This is a genomic window from Carboxylicivirga agarovorans (assembly GCF_050589845.1).
In the GTDB taxonomy this organism is placed as follows: domain Bacteria; phylum Bacteroidota; class Bacteroidia; order Bacteroidales; family Marinilabiliaceae; genus Carboxylicivirga; species Carboxylicivirga agarovorans.
The window spans coordinates 23,293-42,159 of sequence record NZ_JBNGPA010000039.1; the positions used below are offsets into that span (position 1 = coordinate 23,293).

Here is an 18,867-nt window from a genome sequence, read left to right on the forward strand (position 1 = left end):
TAATCAATTGATTACCCTCTTTTTTTTATTTCTGAATCTTTGCTACCACTGCTTCATCAATACTATATTTACCCGGTCCTCTGCTAAAAAGAACAAATAACATTACCAGGTAATAGAACGGAATCTCGTATCCATTATTCACCGCATCAAAACCATTTCCTAAATGCACCGTTGTTATGGCAAGTATCATTATCAACATTAGTGGAATGGATATATAACGCGTTAAGAGGCCTAGCATTAGTAAAAAGAACCCTGCAAATTCAAAAGTCCCTGCCAGTAATACGCCTAATTTAGGCAATGGATACCCAAGTGAACCGAGCCACTCGGCCGTACCGCTTATATTGTCGAATTTCTTTACAGCAGGCTCGAAGAAACCAAAAGCTAAGGTTAATCGCATCGCTAACAGCGCCCAGTCACCTGTTCGTTCTGATGCGGTATTAATAAACTTAATAACACTCTTCATTTAATCGGATTTAGTTAATAATTAAAAGTGACAAGTTGGGTTTGGCATATCAATTTGCTGTCTAAGATATAATTATTATTCACGCTTTCACAATTTTTAACATTAAAAAGCTACCTATACTATTGACTTTCTAGAATATTATCTTTAAGAGTAATATCCATTACAATATTAATACAATTCACCACAATCCTTTAAATAACAACATATCAACACATAAGGTTCATAATTTCCTTCACCTTCTTAAGGAATAGAATAGGATGACCAATTGTTATCACAGGTTTTTATAATATTGCAGTGCAAAACAAAAACCACATTAATGAAAGACTTCAAGATCAAAGCACTGATTCCTATTGGTGTTTTTCTCATTGTATACTTTATTCCCGGCTGGATCAGCGGTGATTTTTACAAAATTCCTATCATCATTCCATTTATTGTTGCTGCAGGTGTATCCATTGCCATGGCTCCCGGAAAAAAAATAAGCGACAGAATGAATGTCTTTACAAAAGGGATGGGCCATTCAGGAATTATGATGATGTGCCTTATTTTTATGATGGCTGGAGCATTTGCCGGCGTTGCCAGGGAAATGGGAGCAGTAAATGCAACTGTAAACATTGGACTTCATTACTTACCGGATGAAATTCTTTTAGCCGGATTATTTATCATTGCCTGTTTTATATCCCTGGCTGTTGGTACTTCAGTAGGGACTGTCGTGGCTCTTACACCGGTTGCAATAGGTCTTGCGACAGCTACTGACATTAGCTCCGCTATTTCAGTCGGCGCTACAATTGGTGGTGCAATGTTTGGTGATAACTTATCAATGATATCTGACACAACCATTGCAGCTACACGAACCCAAAACTGCAGGATGAGGGATAAGTTCAAGGCCAATATCCGACTGGTTTTGCCGGCGGCTGTTATTTCAATTATGCTTTATGTATTTATACCAATATCAGGCACAAGCCAGGAAGTAACCGTCTCTTTAATCGACTATATAAAGCTTGCACCCTATATAGTTGTGCTGGTAGCCGCTGCCTTTGGTATGAATGTATTCCTGGTTTTATTTATTGGTATTGTTTTAGCCGGCACTGTCGGTATCATTGCTCACGACTTTACCATCTGGACATTACTGGAATCAATTAGTAAAGGCATGCAAAGTATGGCCGAAATTGTTATGGTTTCATTGCTGGTAGGCGGAATTGTTGAAGTCATTAAATTAAATGGTGGAATTGATTACATCATCAGGCACATCGGTAAGCGAACCCAAAGCACCAAAGGTGCTGAATTCAGCATTGTAGCACTAACAGGAATCGTCAATATTTTCACAGCTAACAACACCATCGCCATCCTGATGTCAGGCCCAATTGTAAAAAACATAGCCAATAAGTTCAACATTACCCCCAAACGCTCTGCCAGTTTAATGGATACGGCATCGTGTTTTATACAAGGATTATTGCCTTATGGTGCGCAGATACTGGCAGCAGTCGGATTGGCAGCAGGCAGCTTATCCCCATTCGATATCATGAGCAACTTATATTATCCATACCTTATGGGATTGACAGTTGTCGTTTCAATAGTATTTACCAGAGGTCGAAATACAATAGCAAAATAAGCATACTAAAAAAGCCTGCTAAATACATGTTTTAGCAGGCTTTTAAATCTTAATTAAGCACTTTTATTTCATCCCTTTCAGGTACTTGTAAAATTCACTGTCAGTAGATAAAATTATATGCGTTTGCTCATCGAATGTTTTTTCGTAGGCTTCCATCGATTTTAAAAAGCTATACAGTTGACGGGCCTGTGGTGTCTTATCATAGGCAGAAGCATAAATAGATGCAGCTTCAGCATCTGCCCTACCCTTGATCTCCTCAGCTGTTTTATAGGCTTCTGAAACAATCGTTTTCAGTTCGCGGTCCTTTTCACCATTTATACGCGAAGCTTCACCCTGCCCTTCTGACTTAAACTTGTCAGCTATCCGGTAACGTTCACTCTTCATACGTTCGTATACCTGGGTACGTACCTCCTCGATGTAATTGATGCGTTTAATTCTGAAATCTAAAATAGCAATACCCAGTTCTTTGGTTCTGGCGTCAGATGCTTTCTGCACCATTTCCTGAATCTTATCACGCCCAACAGTAATCGACACTAAACTATCGCCTACCGTTTCACCAGCCAAACCGGCAGACACAGGCTTCCGATTCGTCGATCGCACCGCCTCTTCGATAAAATGCTTGGCAATATAATTCCTTGTTTCACTATCAATAATATCATCCAAACGCGTATAAGCACTGCGCTCATTCGTTAATCGCTTATAAAACTGCAAAGGATCAACTATCTGCCAACGTGCGTAAGTATCAACAAATACGTATTTCTTTCCCTTTGTAGGTACCTGTTCAGGATCTCCATCCCACTCCAGATAACGCTTATCAAAAAAGTGTGTAGTCTGAATAAAAGGTACTTTAAACTTCATACCAGGCTCTGTTATAGCATCGCCCACAGGCTTACCAAACTGAGTTATAACCACCTGCTCTGTTTCATCCACAATAAAAGTAGCTTGTGAAAAAAGAAATAAAGCAACAGCACCCAGTACAATAAATATGATCGATTTCTTATTGTCCATTTGTAGTTGATTTTTGTTGTGAAAGTTGCATTTGCAATAATGGCAGCACATTATTGCCATTCTGATCGGTAATGATTTTTTGTCCTAAGCGCGGCATTACCTCCTCCATTGTCTCAAGATAAATACGACGACGCGTTACTTCAGGAGCTTTTATATACTCTTTATAAAGAGCATTAAATCGAGCAACATCACCTTTGGCATTATTAACACGCTCAGTAGCATAACCTTCCGCCATTTGTATGGTTTCCTTAGCTTGTCCGGCTGCTTTAGGAATAACTTTATTATACTCAGCCTTCGCCTTGTTTATTAAAGTCTCTTTCTCCTGTTGCGCCTCATTTACCGCATTAAAGGCAGCTTTAACCGGCTCGGGCGGATTAACATCCTGCAATACCACCTGATCAATTTTAACACCAACTGAATATTCGCGGCATACCTGTTGCATCAAATCCTGCAGTTGGGCACTGATCTCGGTACGCCCGATCGTCAATACTTCATTCACTGTACGGTCACCAACGATCTGTCGCATGGCTGACTCTGAAATATCACGCAGCGTCACTTCCGGATTACGTACCTTAAACAAATAATTGTATGGTTTATCAATCCGGTACTGTACCACCCATTCAACATCAGCCAGGTTCAAATCACCGGTCAGCATAAGTGCCTCATCTACTCTTCCACTTCCGCGGGCGTATGATGATCGAACTCCAGCACTGGTTGTACGAAAACCAAATTCCATTTTCTGCTGGCGTTCAACAGCCACTTTATATACCGATTCAACCAATGGTATTTTGTAGTTCAGGCCCGGCTCTACTGTACGAACATACTTACCAAACCTCACTATCACCCCAACCTCTTCAGGATCAATAGTAAAAAAGGCAGTCCAGGCCATTAAGGCCACAAATAACATCAGGCCGACTGATCTGATGTTTTTTAAAAGTTTCTCAAGTACACCTCCTGATGTATTGAGGTTAAATTGATTTGATGTCATATTGTTAGATTAAAATTATTCTGTAGTATCAGACAAACCTTCTCAGTCATCCCTTTCAAATGTAGCATAAAAATGAGGTTTTAACCTGCAATATGCATTAGAAAATCTATTACATATTGAAATTACTTCAAAACAAATCACTTCGTTGTTTCATTTCAACTCGACAGGACGGATTATGGCTCTTATGGATAAAACCTTTTATCTACTACTTCCTCATTATACTTTCAATGTTCATAACGACATTCTAAGTCATGATACTGGTTTAAAAAGCACACACAAAGAAGCCCGACAAGGATGCCGGGCTTATGCATAATTTATATTGGATGAGCTCTGAAATTCAATAGTGAACCCAGGCTTACTTTTTACTTATCGCTATCCACATTTTTCATGGTTAGTGTTAATGGATATTTCTTGCGTAGCTCTTTCTCCTGTTCTTTAGTCATATTGTTGTAATCAATGCCACTAAAGAAAGCCTGCTCCTTGCGCAAATTCCATATGGTTGAATAGATCATATCAAGGGTTTTAATATAGTCGTTGTACGATGTTTGGTCACTGTATTCGTACTTAAGCACATATTTCTTTTTATTAAGCACATGCTGATGGAGCTGACGCTGAAGTTCCTTCAGGCTTGCACTCGAAGAATGATTAATCGTGAACAGGCTAATGCCTTTTTCACTCAAGTCGTCCTCTTCAATCCATTTGGCATCTTTAGGCGGCAAAAGATTAAGAAGGGCTGTTTGACCATCTTTGATTCCAGTTGATTTATCAGCCTTTGCAACGTAGCCAATTTTAAGAAGATCATTAAAGCGCAGAGCCTGCTTTATCTTATCTACTTCTTTCATTGACATGCTCTTATCAATTTCCAGTAAAATTGACTTCTTCTTTGGCATCAGATCCTTCATTTTCTGCTTAAGAGTTGTTTGTAAGTTATCTATATCAGATCTTGTTCCATCAACATATAAACCATCTTTCGAAAGAAGAATTGAGAAATGTATATAATCATAATTGAATGTTTTAACAGACCTTGCTGTTGGCACATTGATTTCTCGTATTTCTCCTTCCATAACAACATATTCTCGACCATCAAATCGCTCAAAGGTCGTTTCTTTCCCATTCTTCATTATCACAAGGTGACCATCTTCCACTTTATAGGCAAGAATGGATTCATCATCCCCTTTCGTCAGATAAATTGTTCCCTGATGCGCATGATATCCATATTCATCAATGACCATAACATTTTCTTCATCAATGGTTACAAACAGTGCCTCTTCATTGTCGAATTTTAAATATTGCTCTGCTCCGGTTATCTTCTCTTGCGCAATCCAAGATCCTTCTATTAGTTTAGAGTAAGGCATTTCCTGATGACCGCGATTATTCCCAGTCATATTGGCAAAAAAGAAAAATGCAAATATTACCATTGGTACAACCAATAAAGCTTTCATTTTTGCGCTGAATCCTGATTTTATTTTATTCATCATGGCTATTCGTTTTTTTATTGACAATAAGTTAAAATTATTGACCAGCTCTACTGAGCGAATGCTGATTAACTGACTCAGTAATAGAGACTGATAATCGAATAACTCATGCCCCTGGTCAATTACTTGCCTGTCGGCAATATACTCATGACATGTTTTAATCGATTTCTGTATGCGCCATGTTAGCGGATTAAACCACTGGAATATCGTTATGATATGGGCCAGCAATAAATCCACTGAATGTTTATGTTGCACATGAACTTTTTCATGTGTAATTACCTGCTCAAATTCTTCGGGTTGCAAAACGTCTTTATTAACGAATATCCAGTTAATGAACGAAAAGGATGGCATGTCGTCATTAATCAATACAATGTTAAATCCTTCATTATGGATTACTTTGTTTTGGCGGACAATTCGATATAGATTATAAATCAGTAGCAACAATCGTGATGTGAAGAAGAGCACACCGCTGATATAGATATAAAATAGTATGCCTGACAATGAAATAGAAGAATAAGCCTGTCGTGATTCGACAGCAACAGACTGCTCCATGACTTTACCAACAGGAACAGGAGCTGGTTCATTCCCGACAATAAAGTCAGGCTCTGTCATTAAGATCAGTTCTTCGTAATAATTACGGAACTCTCCAATAGTAGCTAATGCATTTCCGATTACTTCACCCGAATTTAAAGATATCTGCACGTTTGATAACGGCAAAAGAAGTGAAACAACCATTGATGTCACCAGGTATATCCGGTTAAATGTAAAATATGTCTCCTTGCGGAAGAACAAGATATAACCAATATAAAACAAGGTAAGGCACAAGCCACTTTCAAACAGATATATCAAGAACCTACTCATTTTTCTTCTTTTTAAGTTCTTCAAGCATCTTTATAGCTTCATTAACTTCGTCTATTTTTAGGTTTTTACTTTCAGAAAAAAAGTTAACCACCTGGGAAAATGAATTATTAAAGTAGCCTTTCACCAAACTTCCCATCTGGCTTTTGCGGTATTCATCTTTTGATATAAGCGGATAATATTCATAGGTTCCTCCATATTTGGTAAACCCTACTATCTCCTTTTTAACCAACACACGCACAATTGTCGATACACTGTTGTAAGGCGGTTTAGGTTCAGGCATTCTCTCAATTATATCTTTGATAAATCCTTTTTCCAACTCCCAAAGAAGCTTCATTATCTTCTCTTCTGCTTTTGTTAAAGTTACCATCATTATACTAAGTTAGTTAATCAGCAATTCAAACATACAACTTATTTTTAAGTTTGTCAACTTATTCATACGTTTTGTAATTTATTTATAAGTTACCGAACAATTTCACCCCCTAAACTCTTTAGTATACATAAGGCTTACAGAACATATGACTATTAAAAAATACATCTAAATAAAAAATACTGGTTAAACCCTTTAATAACTTAAACCATGAAAACAAGCATCAAAAACATCTTACACGTATTGAATGTATTTCTACTATCAGGACTTTTAAGTATTGGTTTTATATCCTGTAGTGATTCTGACGACCCTACAGACACCATGGAACAGGGAAGTGATGCGGATGATATGAAAGGAAACAGTGACGATGCAGCGCCTGATTTTTCCCTGACTTCATTAAGCGGAAACACGGTAAGTCTTGCTGATTTTGACGATAAAGTGCTGGTTATGTTTTTTCTAGGAAATTCATGCCCAACATGTAAAGCGGCAGCACCTAAAGTTCAGTCAGATATAGCCGACGAATATGCTTCTGATTCTAATGTAGCAGTAATTGGACTGGACCAGTGGGATGGAACAGAAGCATCTGTTCAGGGATTCAAAAACACTACAGGCGTTTCATTTCCTCTTCTTCTTAACGCCTCTAAAGTTGCTTCTGACTACAAAACCACCTATGATCGATTAATCGTTGTAAACAAAGATGGCAACATTGTATTTAAAGGCACTCAGGGAGCATCGAAAGATATTAAGGCTGCTTTGGCTATAATTAAAGATAATCTATAAGGCATGACAAGAAAACCAGCCCTTATTATTTTTATTCTATGCCTTACAATTAACACCGTTAAAGCGCAAACCATTCCTGATTTCATGCTTGAAAATCTTGATGGAGAATGGGTAAGTTATGATGAATTGAAAGGTGAAGAGGTGACGATCATCGACTTCTGGGCTTCCTGGTGCAAACCATGTATGAAAGCAATGCCCCAAATTGATGAAATTTTTAAGGAATATGGCAGCAAAGGTCTGGCTGTTATAGGGGTCAATACAGATGGACCTCGCAGCATTTCTAAAGTATTGCCTTTGAGTAAAACCCTGAAGATATCCTATCCAATTATTTCTGATATTGATAACGAACTATTGAATGAGTTGAATATTTCAGTGTTACCAACATTATTAATGATCAATAAAGATGGTGATATCATCTACCGGCATGAAGGATGGACAGCAGGAGATGAAAAGAAGCTTGTGCAACAAATCAATTCGATCATTCAATGAGGCAGATTCTTTATTCAGGCATTCTCTTCCTGTTACTTTCAGGCGAGGCCTTTGCTCAGCTATCGGGCACAAGCCTTATGGAATACCAGTATGGTCAGCTGCCCACAGCTAACGAAGAGTCGTTTAATGCACTGTACAACAAAATAAACATCAATTACCGGTATCAAAAGCTTAAAGTTAAAGCCGGGTTTCAGTACTTTGTTTCACCTTATTCTGAGCGCAATTATATCGAACCTGGCTGGCTTGGCTTCAATTACAGAAACAAGGGATGGGAATTTAAAGCCGGTAACTTTAATGAAACGATAGGTCGCGGTATACTATTACGTTCATACGAAATATACGGTGCCGTAATAGAAGACATTAGTTTTAGAAGCAAGCAATATTTTTATCGGGATATCATGGGAGCCTCTGCCGGATACCGACACAAGAAATTTGCCATAAAGGCTACATACGGTTTTGTCTTAAATAATTTAGTTCCTCCAACCGACAAGTGGCAAAACAGGCGTGACGATGAAATTGCTGCATTAAGCGGAGAGTATAAATTATTTAAACAGACCATTGCCGGAACATTTATGCGCTTATCAAACAGTGCTGCAACAACCGATTATGCACTCGGTTCTTTGAATGGACGTATTTTCCCATTCCTTAATTATTATACGGCATATGCATCAACGGTCAATGCCGATTCAGAAGGTCATGCTATCTATGCATCGCTTAACTTTAGCCTTGGAAAATTTGGATTGAGTGCAGAATGGAAAGACTATGACAATTTCGTAATCGGCTCAGGCATTAATGAACCGCCCGCCTTGGTAAAGGAGCATTCCTATAGGGTTTTAAACAGGAGCACACACGTACTGCAACCCGACAATGAAAACGGTATTCAGCTTGAAGCATTTTACCAGGCCAGTGATAAAACCTTAATAACAATAAACCATACCATCGCCAACAATGACTTTGGAAGCACCCTGAAATACCGTGAGTGGTTTGGCGAATTATCAACATCAATAAAATCAAGCGATTTAAAGCTGTTTTTTGACTATGCCAATGATCCCTTAAAAGGTGAAGAAGATCGTATCTCTGCAGGTAGTAATATCGACATCCCGTTCAAGACCAAACAAGGTTTTTTAATAGAACTGGAATATCAAACATTTGACAGAACAGATAAATCCAATCAAAATTATGTGGGTGCTCTCACCTATCGTTATGATTCACGTATTTTTATCGGAGCCTTGTCTGAATGGAGTAACGATAACTTTATAAGTAATGATGATAAACTATGGATGAGCGGAACAGTGCGTTATAAACTAAACGATAAACACACCGTGCAGTTATTCGCTGGAGAAAGACGTGGCGGTCCGGCATGCAGCGCCGGCGTTTGCTATGAAGTGCTCGACTTCAAAGGCCTTGAATTAAGATGGAATGCGCGATTTTAAAATAAAAGAGGGTGTCCAAAACGAAAAAGGTCCTTGCAAAGAACGCAAAGTTCGCAAAGAATTAAATGGAAAAGCATTATACTTTGCGGTCTTTGCGCACTTTCTCTGCGACTTTTGAGTGAAGCTTAAATTTCCATCAGCCTCTTCATTATTCTATATAATAACATCTTACTTTTTAGGATATTTCCTCATTATTGATCTTACCACATAAGGAATACTCTTTCGGCGCAGTTCAGGATTTTCATCAATTGTTTTGCTGGCAGCACTTTCCCATATCAATTGCTTTTTACCTGCATCAAATACCGAACAAACCAATGTACCTACATTTATATCAACATCTTCAATATATGTTGTACTGTAGCCACCCCAACCAGGACCATATCCCCAGCCGGGACCATAACCGTAATATCCGCCAAAGCCAACGTATACATGTACATTAGGACTATGAGTAGTTGTTGCCCTTGTCTGCGTTCTTTCTTCATTGATAAGATACAGGCTGACAATCAGGTCACCTCCACTACCCTTTTCAACTATTTCAATGTTTCTTTTCTTAAACTCCTCAGTAAAGGCCTGTTCAATACGCTTACGATCAAAAGAATTCAGGTCTTCTGTTGTATTCTTATCCCAACCATAGAATTCGGCCGTTTTAAATTGAGTGAAATCCACTGTCGGATCATGATCTGAAGTCGTTTTAACGCCTGCACAGGCACCAAGAAGAATCGCTACAATAGTTAAGGTTAATACATTTTTCATTACTAATAATTTGGTTAATTATTTACACAGGTAAAAGTATAGTTTATATCACAAAACCACTAAAGTCTGTAAAAGTTTTATAGCACAGACTTTGGGTTAAAGTTCACATACCCTTCAATTGTTTGTTTAAGTAATGTTTGGGCATCTGACAATACCAATGTTCGCCATACGGAAGAACTGGGATAGTACATTTCACGAAATTGCTTTTTAACTGTGCTCTCAGTATGCTCATCAACAAAACCATAATGCGCTCCCTGATTCTCCAGTATCATTATTTGCAATGACTTGATGGACCCAAAGGTTGTTTGACTATTCATTGTTCCGCATTCAAACAGCATTGGAATAGAAAATGTTTCAGGTACCAGGCTGTTAACCCATGACACATAATCTCCTTTAATCTCATAGAATCCTTTCGAATCTCCCCAGTCAACTTTTCTATCCTTAAAGATCTCACCAATGACCTCAGTGACCTTATCATTGGATGGCCGGTTTACAAACAGATGAATTTTGCCTCGTTCTCCGTATGCGGTATGAATATCTATGTTCAGCATGCTTGGATATTGACGTATCTTATCGATCAATAAGATTTTCAGTTCCTTCAGATGCGGTTCATGCCCGGCTCCTCCGTAACAAAAGCCTTTTTCATATTCATATTGTCCCTGAAGTATTGCCTGCCTCATAACCGACTTTGATTCTTTAATGATCTTAAGCATTGACCTGAATAGAAAAAAACGATTGCTATCCGATTTCAGATTAACTCTTTCATCGGGCATTAACATACTGACCAACTCTGCATAACCTGCATTTTTATAGGTAAAGTCACTTTGTGTCAGAAGGCAGTTCCTGTTCAGATCAACGTTATTACCGGTTGTTTTTCGTCCATTTTGAAAGCCATAAGGATTAATACCATGAATTATCAGTACCCCGACATGGTTTAAAACATCACTGTTAAGTACTTCATCCATAAACAAGCATTGAAAGGCATTGCCAACATAACCTTCAATTCCATGTAATCCTGAATTAAGGATCAATAGCCTTTCTTTTGTTCCACGTTGCGGAATATAGCACCAGTCAATCACTTGTCTTTGCTCATTATCAATATAAAGCTTTCCTGCCTGCGTATCTGTATATTTACTGACAAGTCGATCAACACCTCTGAGAAACGCCAGACGGCAATCGCCATATGTCTCGTGAAAATAATTATTTACAAAGGCCTTAGGCGTGACACCATCCGGATCTTTCGCCCAATAAGTATTATAACTGAAATTTGTTAAAAACATGCCATTCGAACTATCAGGTAAAACACATGAATTGTAAGAGACACTTTATGACGTATCTGGTTTTTATCTGATATTAAGACACATTAACCTAACAGTAAGTTCATAATTTTATATTAAGAAAAGAATAAATCATAAAATGTGTGTTTTGATTTACCTATTTTAGGAGCAAAATAATTAGCAATGATTAAAACATACTTCTTTCTGCTTCCCCTGTTATTCATGGTTGGATGCTCAACATTTGAGAAGCCTGCTCCTGACAATGGAGTCAGTCAACAACTGGCCAAACAACGTGCCGGTCAAATAGATAAGCTCAATTATCATTTATCAATTGTTGTTCCTGACGATAAGGATGAGCCAATAGACGGGATGTCAAAAATACAGTTTGAACTTTCTAAAGCAGAAAACGTATTCCTCGATTTCAAAGCCAGCAATGAACAACTGCAACAACTGATCATCAACAAGGATACTGTTGACTCACCATCTATTATCAATGAGCACATTAAGCTATCAAAAAAACACCTTGTCGAAGGAGTAAATACAATAAAAATAAAGTTTATACTGGGCGATGGCGCATTAAACCGAAACGATGATTATTTCTATGCGCTTTTTGTTCCCGATCGTGCGAGAACCGCTATCCCGTGTTTTGATCAACCAGATATCAAAGGTCGCTTTGCTGTAAAAATGGAGTTACCTGAAAGCTGGACAGGCATCGCTAATGGTGAGCCAACGGTGACTCAGAAGCTTAATAACAGAATCATACTGGAGTTTGCACCATCTCAGCCTATCAGCACTTATTTATGGGCCTTTACTGCCGGAACCTATCAATTTGACTCGGTAAACTGGAAAGGTAAAAAGATCGGTATGTTCCATATGGTTGATGATACCATTAAATACCAGCGTAATATTGATGAAGTATTCAGGCAAACACTAGCGTCACTGGATTGGTTGGAAGATTTCACTGCTTATGATTACCCTTTTGAAACCTATAACCTGGTAGCGATTCCATCTTTTCAGTTTGGCGGCATGGAGCATCCTGGTGCTACCTATTATCGTGCCGAGAAAATATTTTTGGATGAAAACCCTACACGTAATGAGGAATTGGGTCGTGCTAATTTGATTGCACACGAAACGGCACATATGTGGTTTGGCGACCTGGTAACCATGCCCTGGTTTGATGAAGTATGGCTGAAAGAGGTCTTCGCCAATTTCATGGCTGACAAGATAACAGAGCCCTGGTTTCAGGATATGAACCATCAATTGCGCTTTTTAATGGCCCACTTCCCTCCTGCCTATGCTGTTGACAGAACAGCCGGTGCCAATCCCATTGGTCAAAAGCTGAAAAACCTGAAAAATGCAGGTACTTTATACGGTGGTATTATTTATCACAAATCACCCATTGTAATGAAGCAGCTGGAAAACATTGCTGGTACAGAAAATCTGCAAAAGGGTATCAGGGAGTATGTAGCGAAAAACGCCTACGGTAATGCCTCATGGAATGATTTAATTGCCTGTATTGATAAATACACCGAAACAGACCTGAAAGTCTGGAGCAATGCATGGGTCTTCGAACCCGGTCGCCCTGTATTATATTTTGAACCTTCGGAACATGATATGCAAGCCTGGAAACTTAAACAAATACCGGAGCATGCCAACCTGGCATCTACAAATACCTACTGGCCCCAGGAGGTGAATATCTTACAAGATGCCACTCATCTTCAGTATCAAATGTATGATGCCCAAATAGATATTCCTGATAACCCTGAAAAGCCTAACTCCCTCTTTTTTGCCGATGATGCAGGCTATGGCCTCGCCCGTATAACCCAATTGCAGCAAAACTACTGGTTAAAGGAAATGGCAGCAACAGAAGATGACTTGTTGCGCGGCAGATTAGCCATTAATTTATACGAGAATTTTCTTGATGGCAGCATTTCGCCCGATGCTTTTATAAACTATTTAAAGCATGCCATTCTATCTGAATCCAATCCAATTATATTAAATCAGTTAAGTAATCAGCTTCAAAGCACCTACTGGAAATTCATTCCTGATGATATCCGGAAAACGCAAGCTCCTTTATTAGAAGAAGAGATCTACAGGCGTATTCTGGAGGAGGATCAAATAGCGAACAAAAAGACTCTTTTCCGATTATGGAGTAGTATTTGCGTTAGCAGGGAAGCCAATGATAAGATCAAAGATTTATTACAGGGAAATCAATCTATTACAGGCTTAACATTCAGCGATAATGATCTGATTCGCATAGTAACGCAGTTAAGCATTAAGGGTCATCCCGAAGCAAAAGAACTACAAACTCTTGTATTACAAAACCTAAAAAGTAAACACAACAAAGAAAAACTAGAATTTCTTCTACCCTCTTTATCGAATAATCAGGCCGAAAGGGATGAATTCTTTTTATCCTTATCACAGGTTGAGAATCGCAGCAAAGAAGGCTGGGTGCAAAATGCTTTGGCTAACCTGCATCATCCGCTAAGAACTGAACATTCGATCCATTATCTGCACACCACTCTTGAGCTGTTGGAAGAAATTCAGCTGACTGGTGATATCTTCTTCCCTATAGGCTGGCTTGGAAACAGCTTCAGTGGTCATTCGTCAGAAAACGCCTATAATGTTGCGAATCAATTTCTGATCAATAATCCCAATTATCCGGAGCACCTTAAATTGAAGATTCTTCAGAATATTGATATGACATACAGGGCTTATACGATCAAAGACAGGTATTATTAAAGAATTTGATTTTAGACAGGCATTGATTAGTCGGATTGATTAAGTGTCGAACTATTGATCACCAGGTCTTTTGACAGTTCGACATCTAGTCAGTTCAACAGTTCGACGATTCGACAGTTCGACAATCATAAAAAAAAGGGAATCCATTATTGGACTCCCTTTTCTTATCTGTAAATCTATGTTTTTATCTTGAGTAGTTAGGCGCCTCACGTGTAATTGTAACATCGTGCGGGTGACTTTCACTCATACCAGCATTGGAGATCTTGGTAAACTGAGCCTTGTGCAACTCCTCGATGTTAGCAGCACCACAATAACCCATACCTGCACGTAATCCACCAATCAACTGATAAATAACTTCGTATAAGGTTCCTTTATATGGTACACGTGCCGAAATTCCTTCTGGTACTAACTTCTTAATATCGTCTTCAACATCCTGGAAGTAACGATCTTTAGAACCCTGCTGCATTGCTTCAACAGAACCCATACCACGATAAGACTTAAATTTACGTCCGTTGTAAATGATAGTATCACCTGGTGACTCATCAACACCTGCGAACAATCCACCTAACATTACAGCATCACCACCGGCAGCTAAAGCCTTAACAATATCACCGGAATAACGAATACCACCATCTGCAATTACAGGAACACCTGTTCCTTCCAATGCTTTTGACACATCATAAATGGCCGATAACTGTGGTACACCAACACCCGCAATAACACGTGTTGTACAAATAGAACCAGGACCAATACCAACTTTAACACCGTCGGCACCAGCTTTAACCAAATCAAGAGCAGCTTTAGCTGTAGCAATGTTACCTACCACAACTTCCAACTGCGGATATTTCTCTTTGGCCTTTTTCAATGTTTCCAATACACCAACACTATGTCCGTGAGCCGTATCAATAACAATAGCATCAACATTGGCTTCTACCAAAGCGTCAATACGATCAAATGTATCGGCTGTAACACCTACACCTGCAGCTACACGTAAACGACCTTTCTCATCTTTACATGCATAAGGCTTATCTTTTGCTTTAGTGATATCTTTATACGTTACCAAACCAACTAATTTGTTGTTAGCGTCAACAACCGGTAACTTTTCAATTTTATATTGCTGAAGAATGGCAGCTGCCTTTTCAAGGTCAGTTGTCTGGTTGGTTGTAACCAGGTTTTCAGTTGTCATCACCTCATCGATCGAACGAGCCATGTTTGGTTCAAAACGCAGGTCACGGTTAGTAACAATTCCAACCAGGTAACCATACTGATCAACAACCGGGATACCACCAATCTTATATTCTTTCATCAAGTCAAGTGCCTGACCTACTGTACTACCCTGTATAATTGTTACCGGATCGTAAATCATACCATTTTCGGCACGTTTCACTGTCTCAACCTGCTTAGCCTGATCTTTAATTGGCATGTTTTTGTGAATCACACCAATACCCCCTTCGCGCGCAATGGCAATTGCTAAACGAGCCTCGGTTACTGTATCCATTGCTGCTGATACGATAGGCGTATTCAATACAATGTTTTTAGAAAAGCGACCGTTTAATTTCACATCACGTGGTAACACCTGCGAATAGGCAGGAATCAATAAAACATCGTCAAATGTTAAACCTTCTGATACGATTTTATCCTCAAGAAATGACATGGAACCTTTATTTATGGATTAAAAAATTTTGGCAAAAGTAGTAAAAAAATATTCACAGCAACTTTAATTATCGAATATTACTAAGTTATTTTTTTATAATCAATACATGCAGGCTAATTATCAGGCAGATAGTTGAGGAGTTGAGGAGTTGAAGAGTTTAAAAAGTTTAAGAGTTGAAGAGTTGAGGTGTTGAGGAGTTGAAGAGTTTAGTAGTTGAAGTGATAAACTGATAAACTGATAAACTGATAAACTGATAAACTGATAAACTGATAAACTGATAAACTGATAAACTGATAAACTAATAAACAATCTAATAACCTAATAATCTATCAACCTTGTTGCCCAGTCCCTCGCTGGCGCGAATTTGTAATTCGCGCCTTTGAAGGATGCAAACTAATTGTTTCATATGTTGATTTACAAACGTCGCTTGAGACACGAGACTTATTCCTGAAACAAGAAAGTATACAAAGAAAATAAAGGCCTTTCACACCAATCCGGCACTTATTTCATTTGTAAGCTCAGCTCTACCCGCCTAAATCGAAACAGGGTTTCGAACGATTGAAAGCCAGTGATAAGAGTGGATATTGCGTAATGGCGGCTTTGACGAAGGAAAAGGGAAGCCTGAAGCAATAAATCCATCTCTGGTGCGCAGCAATCACCTCTTTCAATCAAGTTTTGCATCCTTTTTAAAAAGGATGTGCCTGCCCGGCACCGAGGGCTAAAGATAACTATGTTGATATTGTAATACGTACCAATAAAGCTTATAGAGGAGAGCTACCCTCTTTACTACCAGGCAAGTGCGGTAGCAGTGCGCTTAAAACACTGATGGTGGTTTAAAAAGTTGAGGAGTTGAGGAGTTGAAGTGATAAACTCATAAACTTATAAACTAATTAACTGATAAACTGATAAACTCATAAACTTATAAACTCATAAACTAATAAACTAATAAACTAATAAACAAATAAACTAAATCACCGTTCCTCATCAATACCATCTCACTTTTCTTAAATAAAGCTACCTTTGATGCCACATGGATATTTTTCATCATATATTAAAGCAATACTGGGGATACGAGGTCTTTCGTCCTTTGCAGGAAGATATTGTTCGCTCGGTGGCTGATGACAACGACACCCTGGGATTAATGCCAACGGGTGGCGGTAAATCACTGACTTTCCAGGTGCCGGCATTGGCTAAAGAAGGCATATGCATTGTAATAACGCCCCTTATTGCCTTGATGAAAGACCAGGTGGCTAACCTCAGGCAACGCAATGTAAAAGCAGCTGCCATTTATTCCGGCCTGACACGGGAAGAGATCAATATCACACTTGATAATTGCATATTTGGCGGTACTAAGTTTTTATACATCTCACCAGAACGCCTGGGCACCGATCTGTTCAAGGAGAAAGTAAAGCAAATGAATGTCAACCTTCTGGCTGTTGATGAAGCACATTGCATTTCACAATGGGGGTATGATTTCAGGCCTTCATACCTAAAAATTGCCGGTATACGTGAATTATTACCTGATGTACCGGTGTTAGCATTGACGGCAACGGCCACTCCTGAAGTTGCTGAGGACATACAGGATCGATTGCTCTTTACTAAAAAAAATCTCTTTCAGAAGAGCTTTAGTCGCGACAACCTTGTTTATGTAGTGCGACAAGCTGAAGATAAAGAGCAGCAACTGCTCAATATTATTAGCAAAGTACCAGGTAGCGCTGTTGTATATGTTCGAAACCGAAAAAAGACGAAAGAATACAGTGATCTATTGGTTCAAAATGGCATTTCAGCCAGTTCTTTTCATGCAGGCATGCCCCTTGATGTGAAAGATAAACGCCAGAAATTATGGACCGATGGTGACATTCGGGTTATTGTATCGACCAATGCCTTTGGTATGGGTATCGATAAGCCTGATGTAAGGTTAGTCGTGCATATGGATGCTCCCGATTCTCTGGAGGCCTATTTTCAGGAAGCTGGGCGCGCCGGCCGTGATGGCAAAAAAGCATTTGCCGTCCTTCTTTGGTCCAACAATGATAAAGTACGTCTTAAAAGAAGTATTGCTGTAACATTTCCACCTAAGGAAAAAATACTGGCCGTTTACGAGGCCCTGGGCAACTTCTTTCAATTGGCTGTTGGCAGTGGGTTTAACAGGGTTTACGACTTTAACCTCGCCCTGTTTTGTAAAAACTACCGCATGAGTCTGATGACGGTGTATAACAGTCTTAAAATTTTGCAACGGGCAGGTTATATAGAGTTTACCGAAGAGCTGCAACTATCAGCCAAGGTCCATTTTATTATGCGGCGTGATGACCTATACAAATTCCAGGTTGCCAATGAAGAGTTCGACCGTTTTACCAAGTTGCTGCTGCGCTCCTACACAGGCTTATTTACCGAATATGTACCCATTAATGAAGAGCTGCTGGCAAAACGTATGAACGTAAGTCGCGATACTGTTTATAACCTTTTGGTACAACTCAACCGACTGGGTGTTATAAAATATATTCCATCTAAGAAAACACCACTGATAACCTACACGACCTCACGCGAAGACAGCAAGTATATTGAGTTACGCAAAGAGGTATATAAAGACCGAAAAGATAAATATGAAAATCGTATCCATAGTGTTATCAGTTATGGAACAACCAATCATATCTGCAGAAGTAAACAGCTCTTGCTCTATTTTGGCCAAACAGGAGGTGAAGACTGCGGTATGTGCGACATTTGTCAAAACATAAAAAAAGCAGAACTACCTGTTGATGATTTTAGCACCATCAGGGATCTGATTTACGAGCAACTCAACAACAAGGCTTTGAGTTATGATGAGCTGATCATTAAAATAAACAAGCCGCAGGCAGATGTGTCAAAAGTACTGCGCTGGCTCGAAGAATATGAAGTCATTAACGAATCCGACAATGGTCTGCTTGTTTTAAGAAGTGAGTCCGTGTAAAAGAAACAATAACTTTTAGCTTAA

General features: G+C 39.0%; 14 protein-coding genes. 6 read left to right on the top strand and 8 right to left on the bottom strand.

Annotated elements, in window-relative coordinates:
* Positions 1 to 25: 25 nt before the first annotated feature.
* Positions 26 to 463 carry an HvfX family Cu-binding RiPP maturation protein gene (locus tag ACRD69_RS22285; protein WP_430817368.1) on the bottom strand — a complete coding sequence of 146 codons (438 nt, stop codon included), beginning with the start codon at positions 461 to 463 and terminating at the stop codon, positions 26 to 28.
* A gap of 316 nt (positions 464 to 779) precedes the next feature.
* Here ACRD69_RS22285 and ACRD69_RS22290 point away from each other — a divergent pair, with 316 nt between their 5' ends.
* Complete coding sequence (locus ACRD69_RS22290; RefSeq protein ID WP_430817369.1) at positions 780 to 2,072, top strand: Na+/H+ antiporter NhaC family protein; 1,293 nt, start codon at positions 780 to 782, stop codon at positions 2,070 to 2,072.
* Positions 2,073 to 2,135: 63 nt separating this feature from the next.
* Here ACRD69_RS22290 and hflC read toward each other — a convergent pair whose 3' ends face one another.
* The 4 genes from hflC to ACRD69_RS22310 all read right to left on the bottom strand — a co-directional run bounded on the left by hflC (position 2,136) and on the right by ACRD69_RS22310 (position 6,774).
* Complete coding sequence (hflC, locus tag ACRD69_RS22295) at positions 2,136 to 3,080, bottom strand: protease modulator HflC (RefSeq protein WP_430817370.1); 945 nt, start codon at positions 3,078 to 3,080, stop codon at positions 2,136 to 2,138.
* Entirely contained in the window at positions 3,070 to 4,068 is a 999-nt protein-coding gene (gene hflK / locus ACRD69_RS22300) for an FtsH protease activity modulator HflK (protein ID WP_430817371.1), read from the bottom strand. Before hflK ends, hflC begins: the two co-directional genes overlap by 11 nt.
* 362 nt (positions 4,069 to 4,430) lie before the next feature.
* Complete coding sequence (locus ACRD69_RS22305) at positions 4,431 to 6,404, bottom strand: M56 family metallopeptidase (RefSeq protein WP_430817372.1); 1,974 nt, start codon at positions 6,402 to 6,404, stop codon at positions 4,431 to 4,433.
* A complete protein-coding gene (locus ACRD69_RS22310; protein WP_430817373.1) occupies positions 6,397 to 6,774 on the bottom strand; it encodes a BlaI/MecI/CopY family transcriptional regulator in 378 nt (125 codons plus the stop codon). The genes ACRD69_RS22305 and ACRD69_RS22310 overlap by 8 nt, the downstream gene beginning before the upstream one ends.
* Positions 6,775 to 6,981: 207 nt before the next feature.
* Between ACRD69_RS22310 and ACRD69_RS22315 the strand changes: the two genes are divergently transcribed.
* The 3 genes from ACRD69_RS22315 to ACRD69_RS22325 are packed head-to-tail and all read left to right on the top strand — an operon-like array spanning position 6,982 to position 9,473.
* Positions 6,982 to 7,551: a peroxiredoxin family protein gene (locus ACRD69_RS22315; RefSeq protein WP_430817374.1), complete on the top strand. Its 570-nt coding sequence runs from the start codon at positions 6,982 to 6,984 to the stop codon at positions 7,549 to 7,551.
* A 3-nt stretch (positions 7,552 to 7,554) separates the two neighbouring features.
* Complete coding sequence (locus ACRD69_RS22320) at positions 7,555 to 8,040, top strand: TlpA disulfide reductase family protein (protein ID WP_430817375.1); 486 nt, start codon at positions 7,555 to 7,557, stop codon at positions 8,038 to 8,040.
* Positions 8,037 to 9,473, top strand: a complete 1,437-nt coding sequence (locus tag ACRD69_RS22325; RefSeq protein ID WP_430817376.1) for a DUF6029 family protein — start codon at positions 8,037 to 8,039, stop codon at positions 9,471 to 9,473. The genes ACRD69_RS22320 and ACRD69_RS22325 overlap by 4 nt, the downstream gene beginning before the upstream one ends.
* Positions 9,474 to 9,641: 168 nt before the next feature.
* Here the strand turns inward: ACRD69_RS22325 and ACRD69_RS22330 are convergent, their stop codons facing one another.
* Together ACRD69_RS22330 and ACRD69_RS22335 are read right to left on the bottom strand one after the other, a co-directional pair.
* Positions 9,642 to 10,226, bottom strand: a complete 585-nt coding sequence (locus ACRD69_RS22330) for a DUF4136 domain-containing protein (RefSeq protein ID WP_430817377.1) — start codon at positions 10,224 to 10,226, stop codon at positions 9,642 to 9,644.
* A gap of 77 nt (positions 10,227 to 10,303) precedes the next feature.
* Entirely contained in the window at positions 10,304 to 11,506 is a 1,203-nt protein-coding gene (locus ACRD69_RS22335; RefSeq protein WP_430817378.1) for a M14 family metallopeptidase, read from the bottom strand.
* A gap of 180 nt (positions 11,507 to 11,686) precedes the next feature.
* On the opposite strand from ACRD69_RS22335, the gene ACRD69_RS22340 reads away from it, so the two are divergent.
* Positions 11,687 to 14,245 (top strand): M1 family metallopeptidase, encoded by a 2,559-nt coding sequence (locus tag ACRD69_RS22340; protein ID WP_430817379.1) that lies wholly within the window; start codon positions 11,687 to 11,689, stop codon positions 14,243 to 14,245.
* A gap of 184 nt (positions 14,246 to 14,429) precedes the next feature.
* Here the strand turns inward: ACRD69_RS22340 and guaB are convergent, their stop codons facing one another.
* Positions 14,430 to 15,899 (bottom strand): IMP dehydrogenase, encoded by a 1,470-nt coding sequence (gene guaB / locus ACRD69_RS22345; RefSeq protein ID WP_430817380.1) that lies wholly within the window; start codon positions 15,897 to 15,899, stop codon positions 14,430 to 14,432.
* A 1,030-nt stretch (positions 15,900 to 16,929) separates the two neighbouring features.
* Here guaB and ACRD69_RS22350 point away from each other — a divergent pair.
* Positions 16,930 to 18,843: a RecQ family ATP-dependent DNA helicase gene (locus ACRD69_RS22350; RefSeq protein ID WP_430817381.1), complete on the top strand. Its 1,914-nt coding sequence runs from the start codon at positions 16,930 to 16,932 to the stop codon at positions 18,841 to 18,843.
* The last annotated feature ends 24 nt before the right edge of the window (positions 18,844 to 18,867 follow it).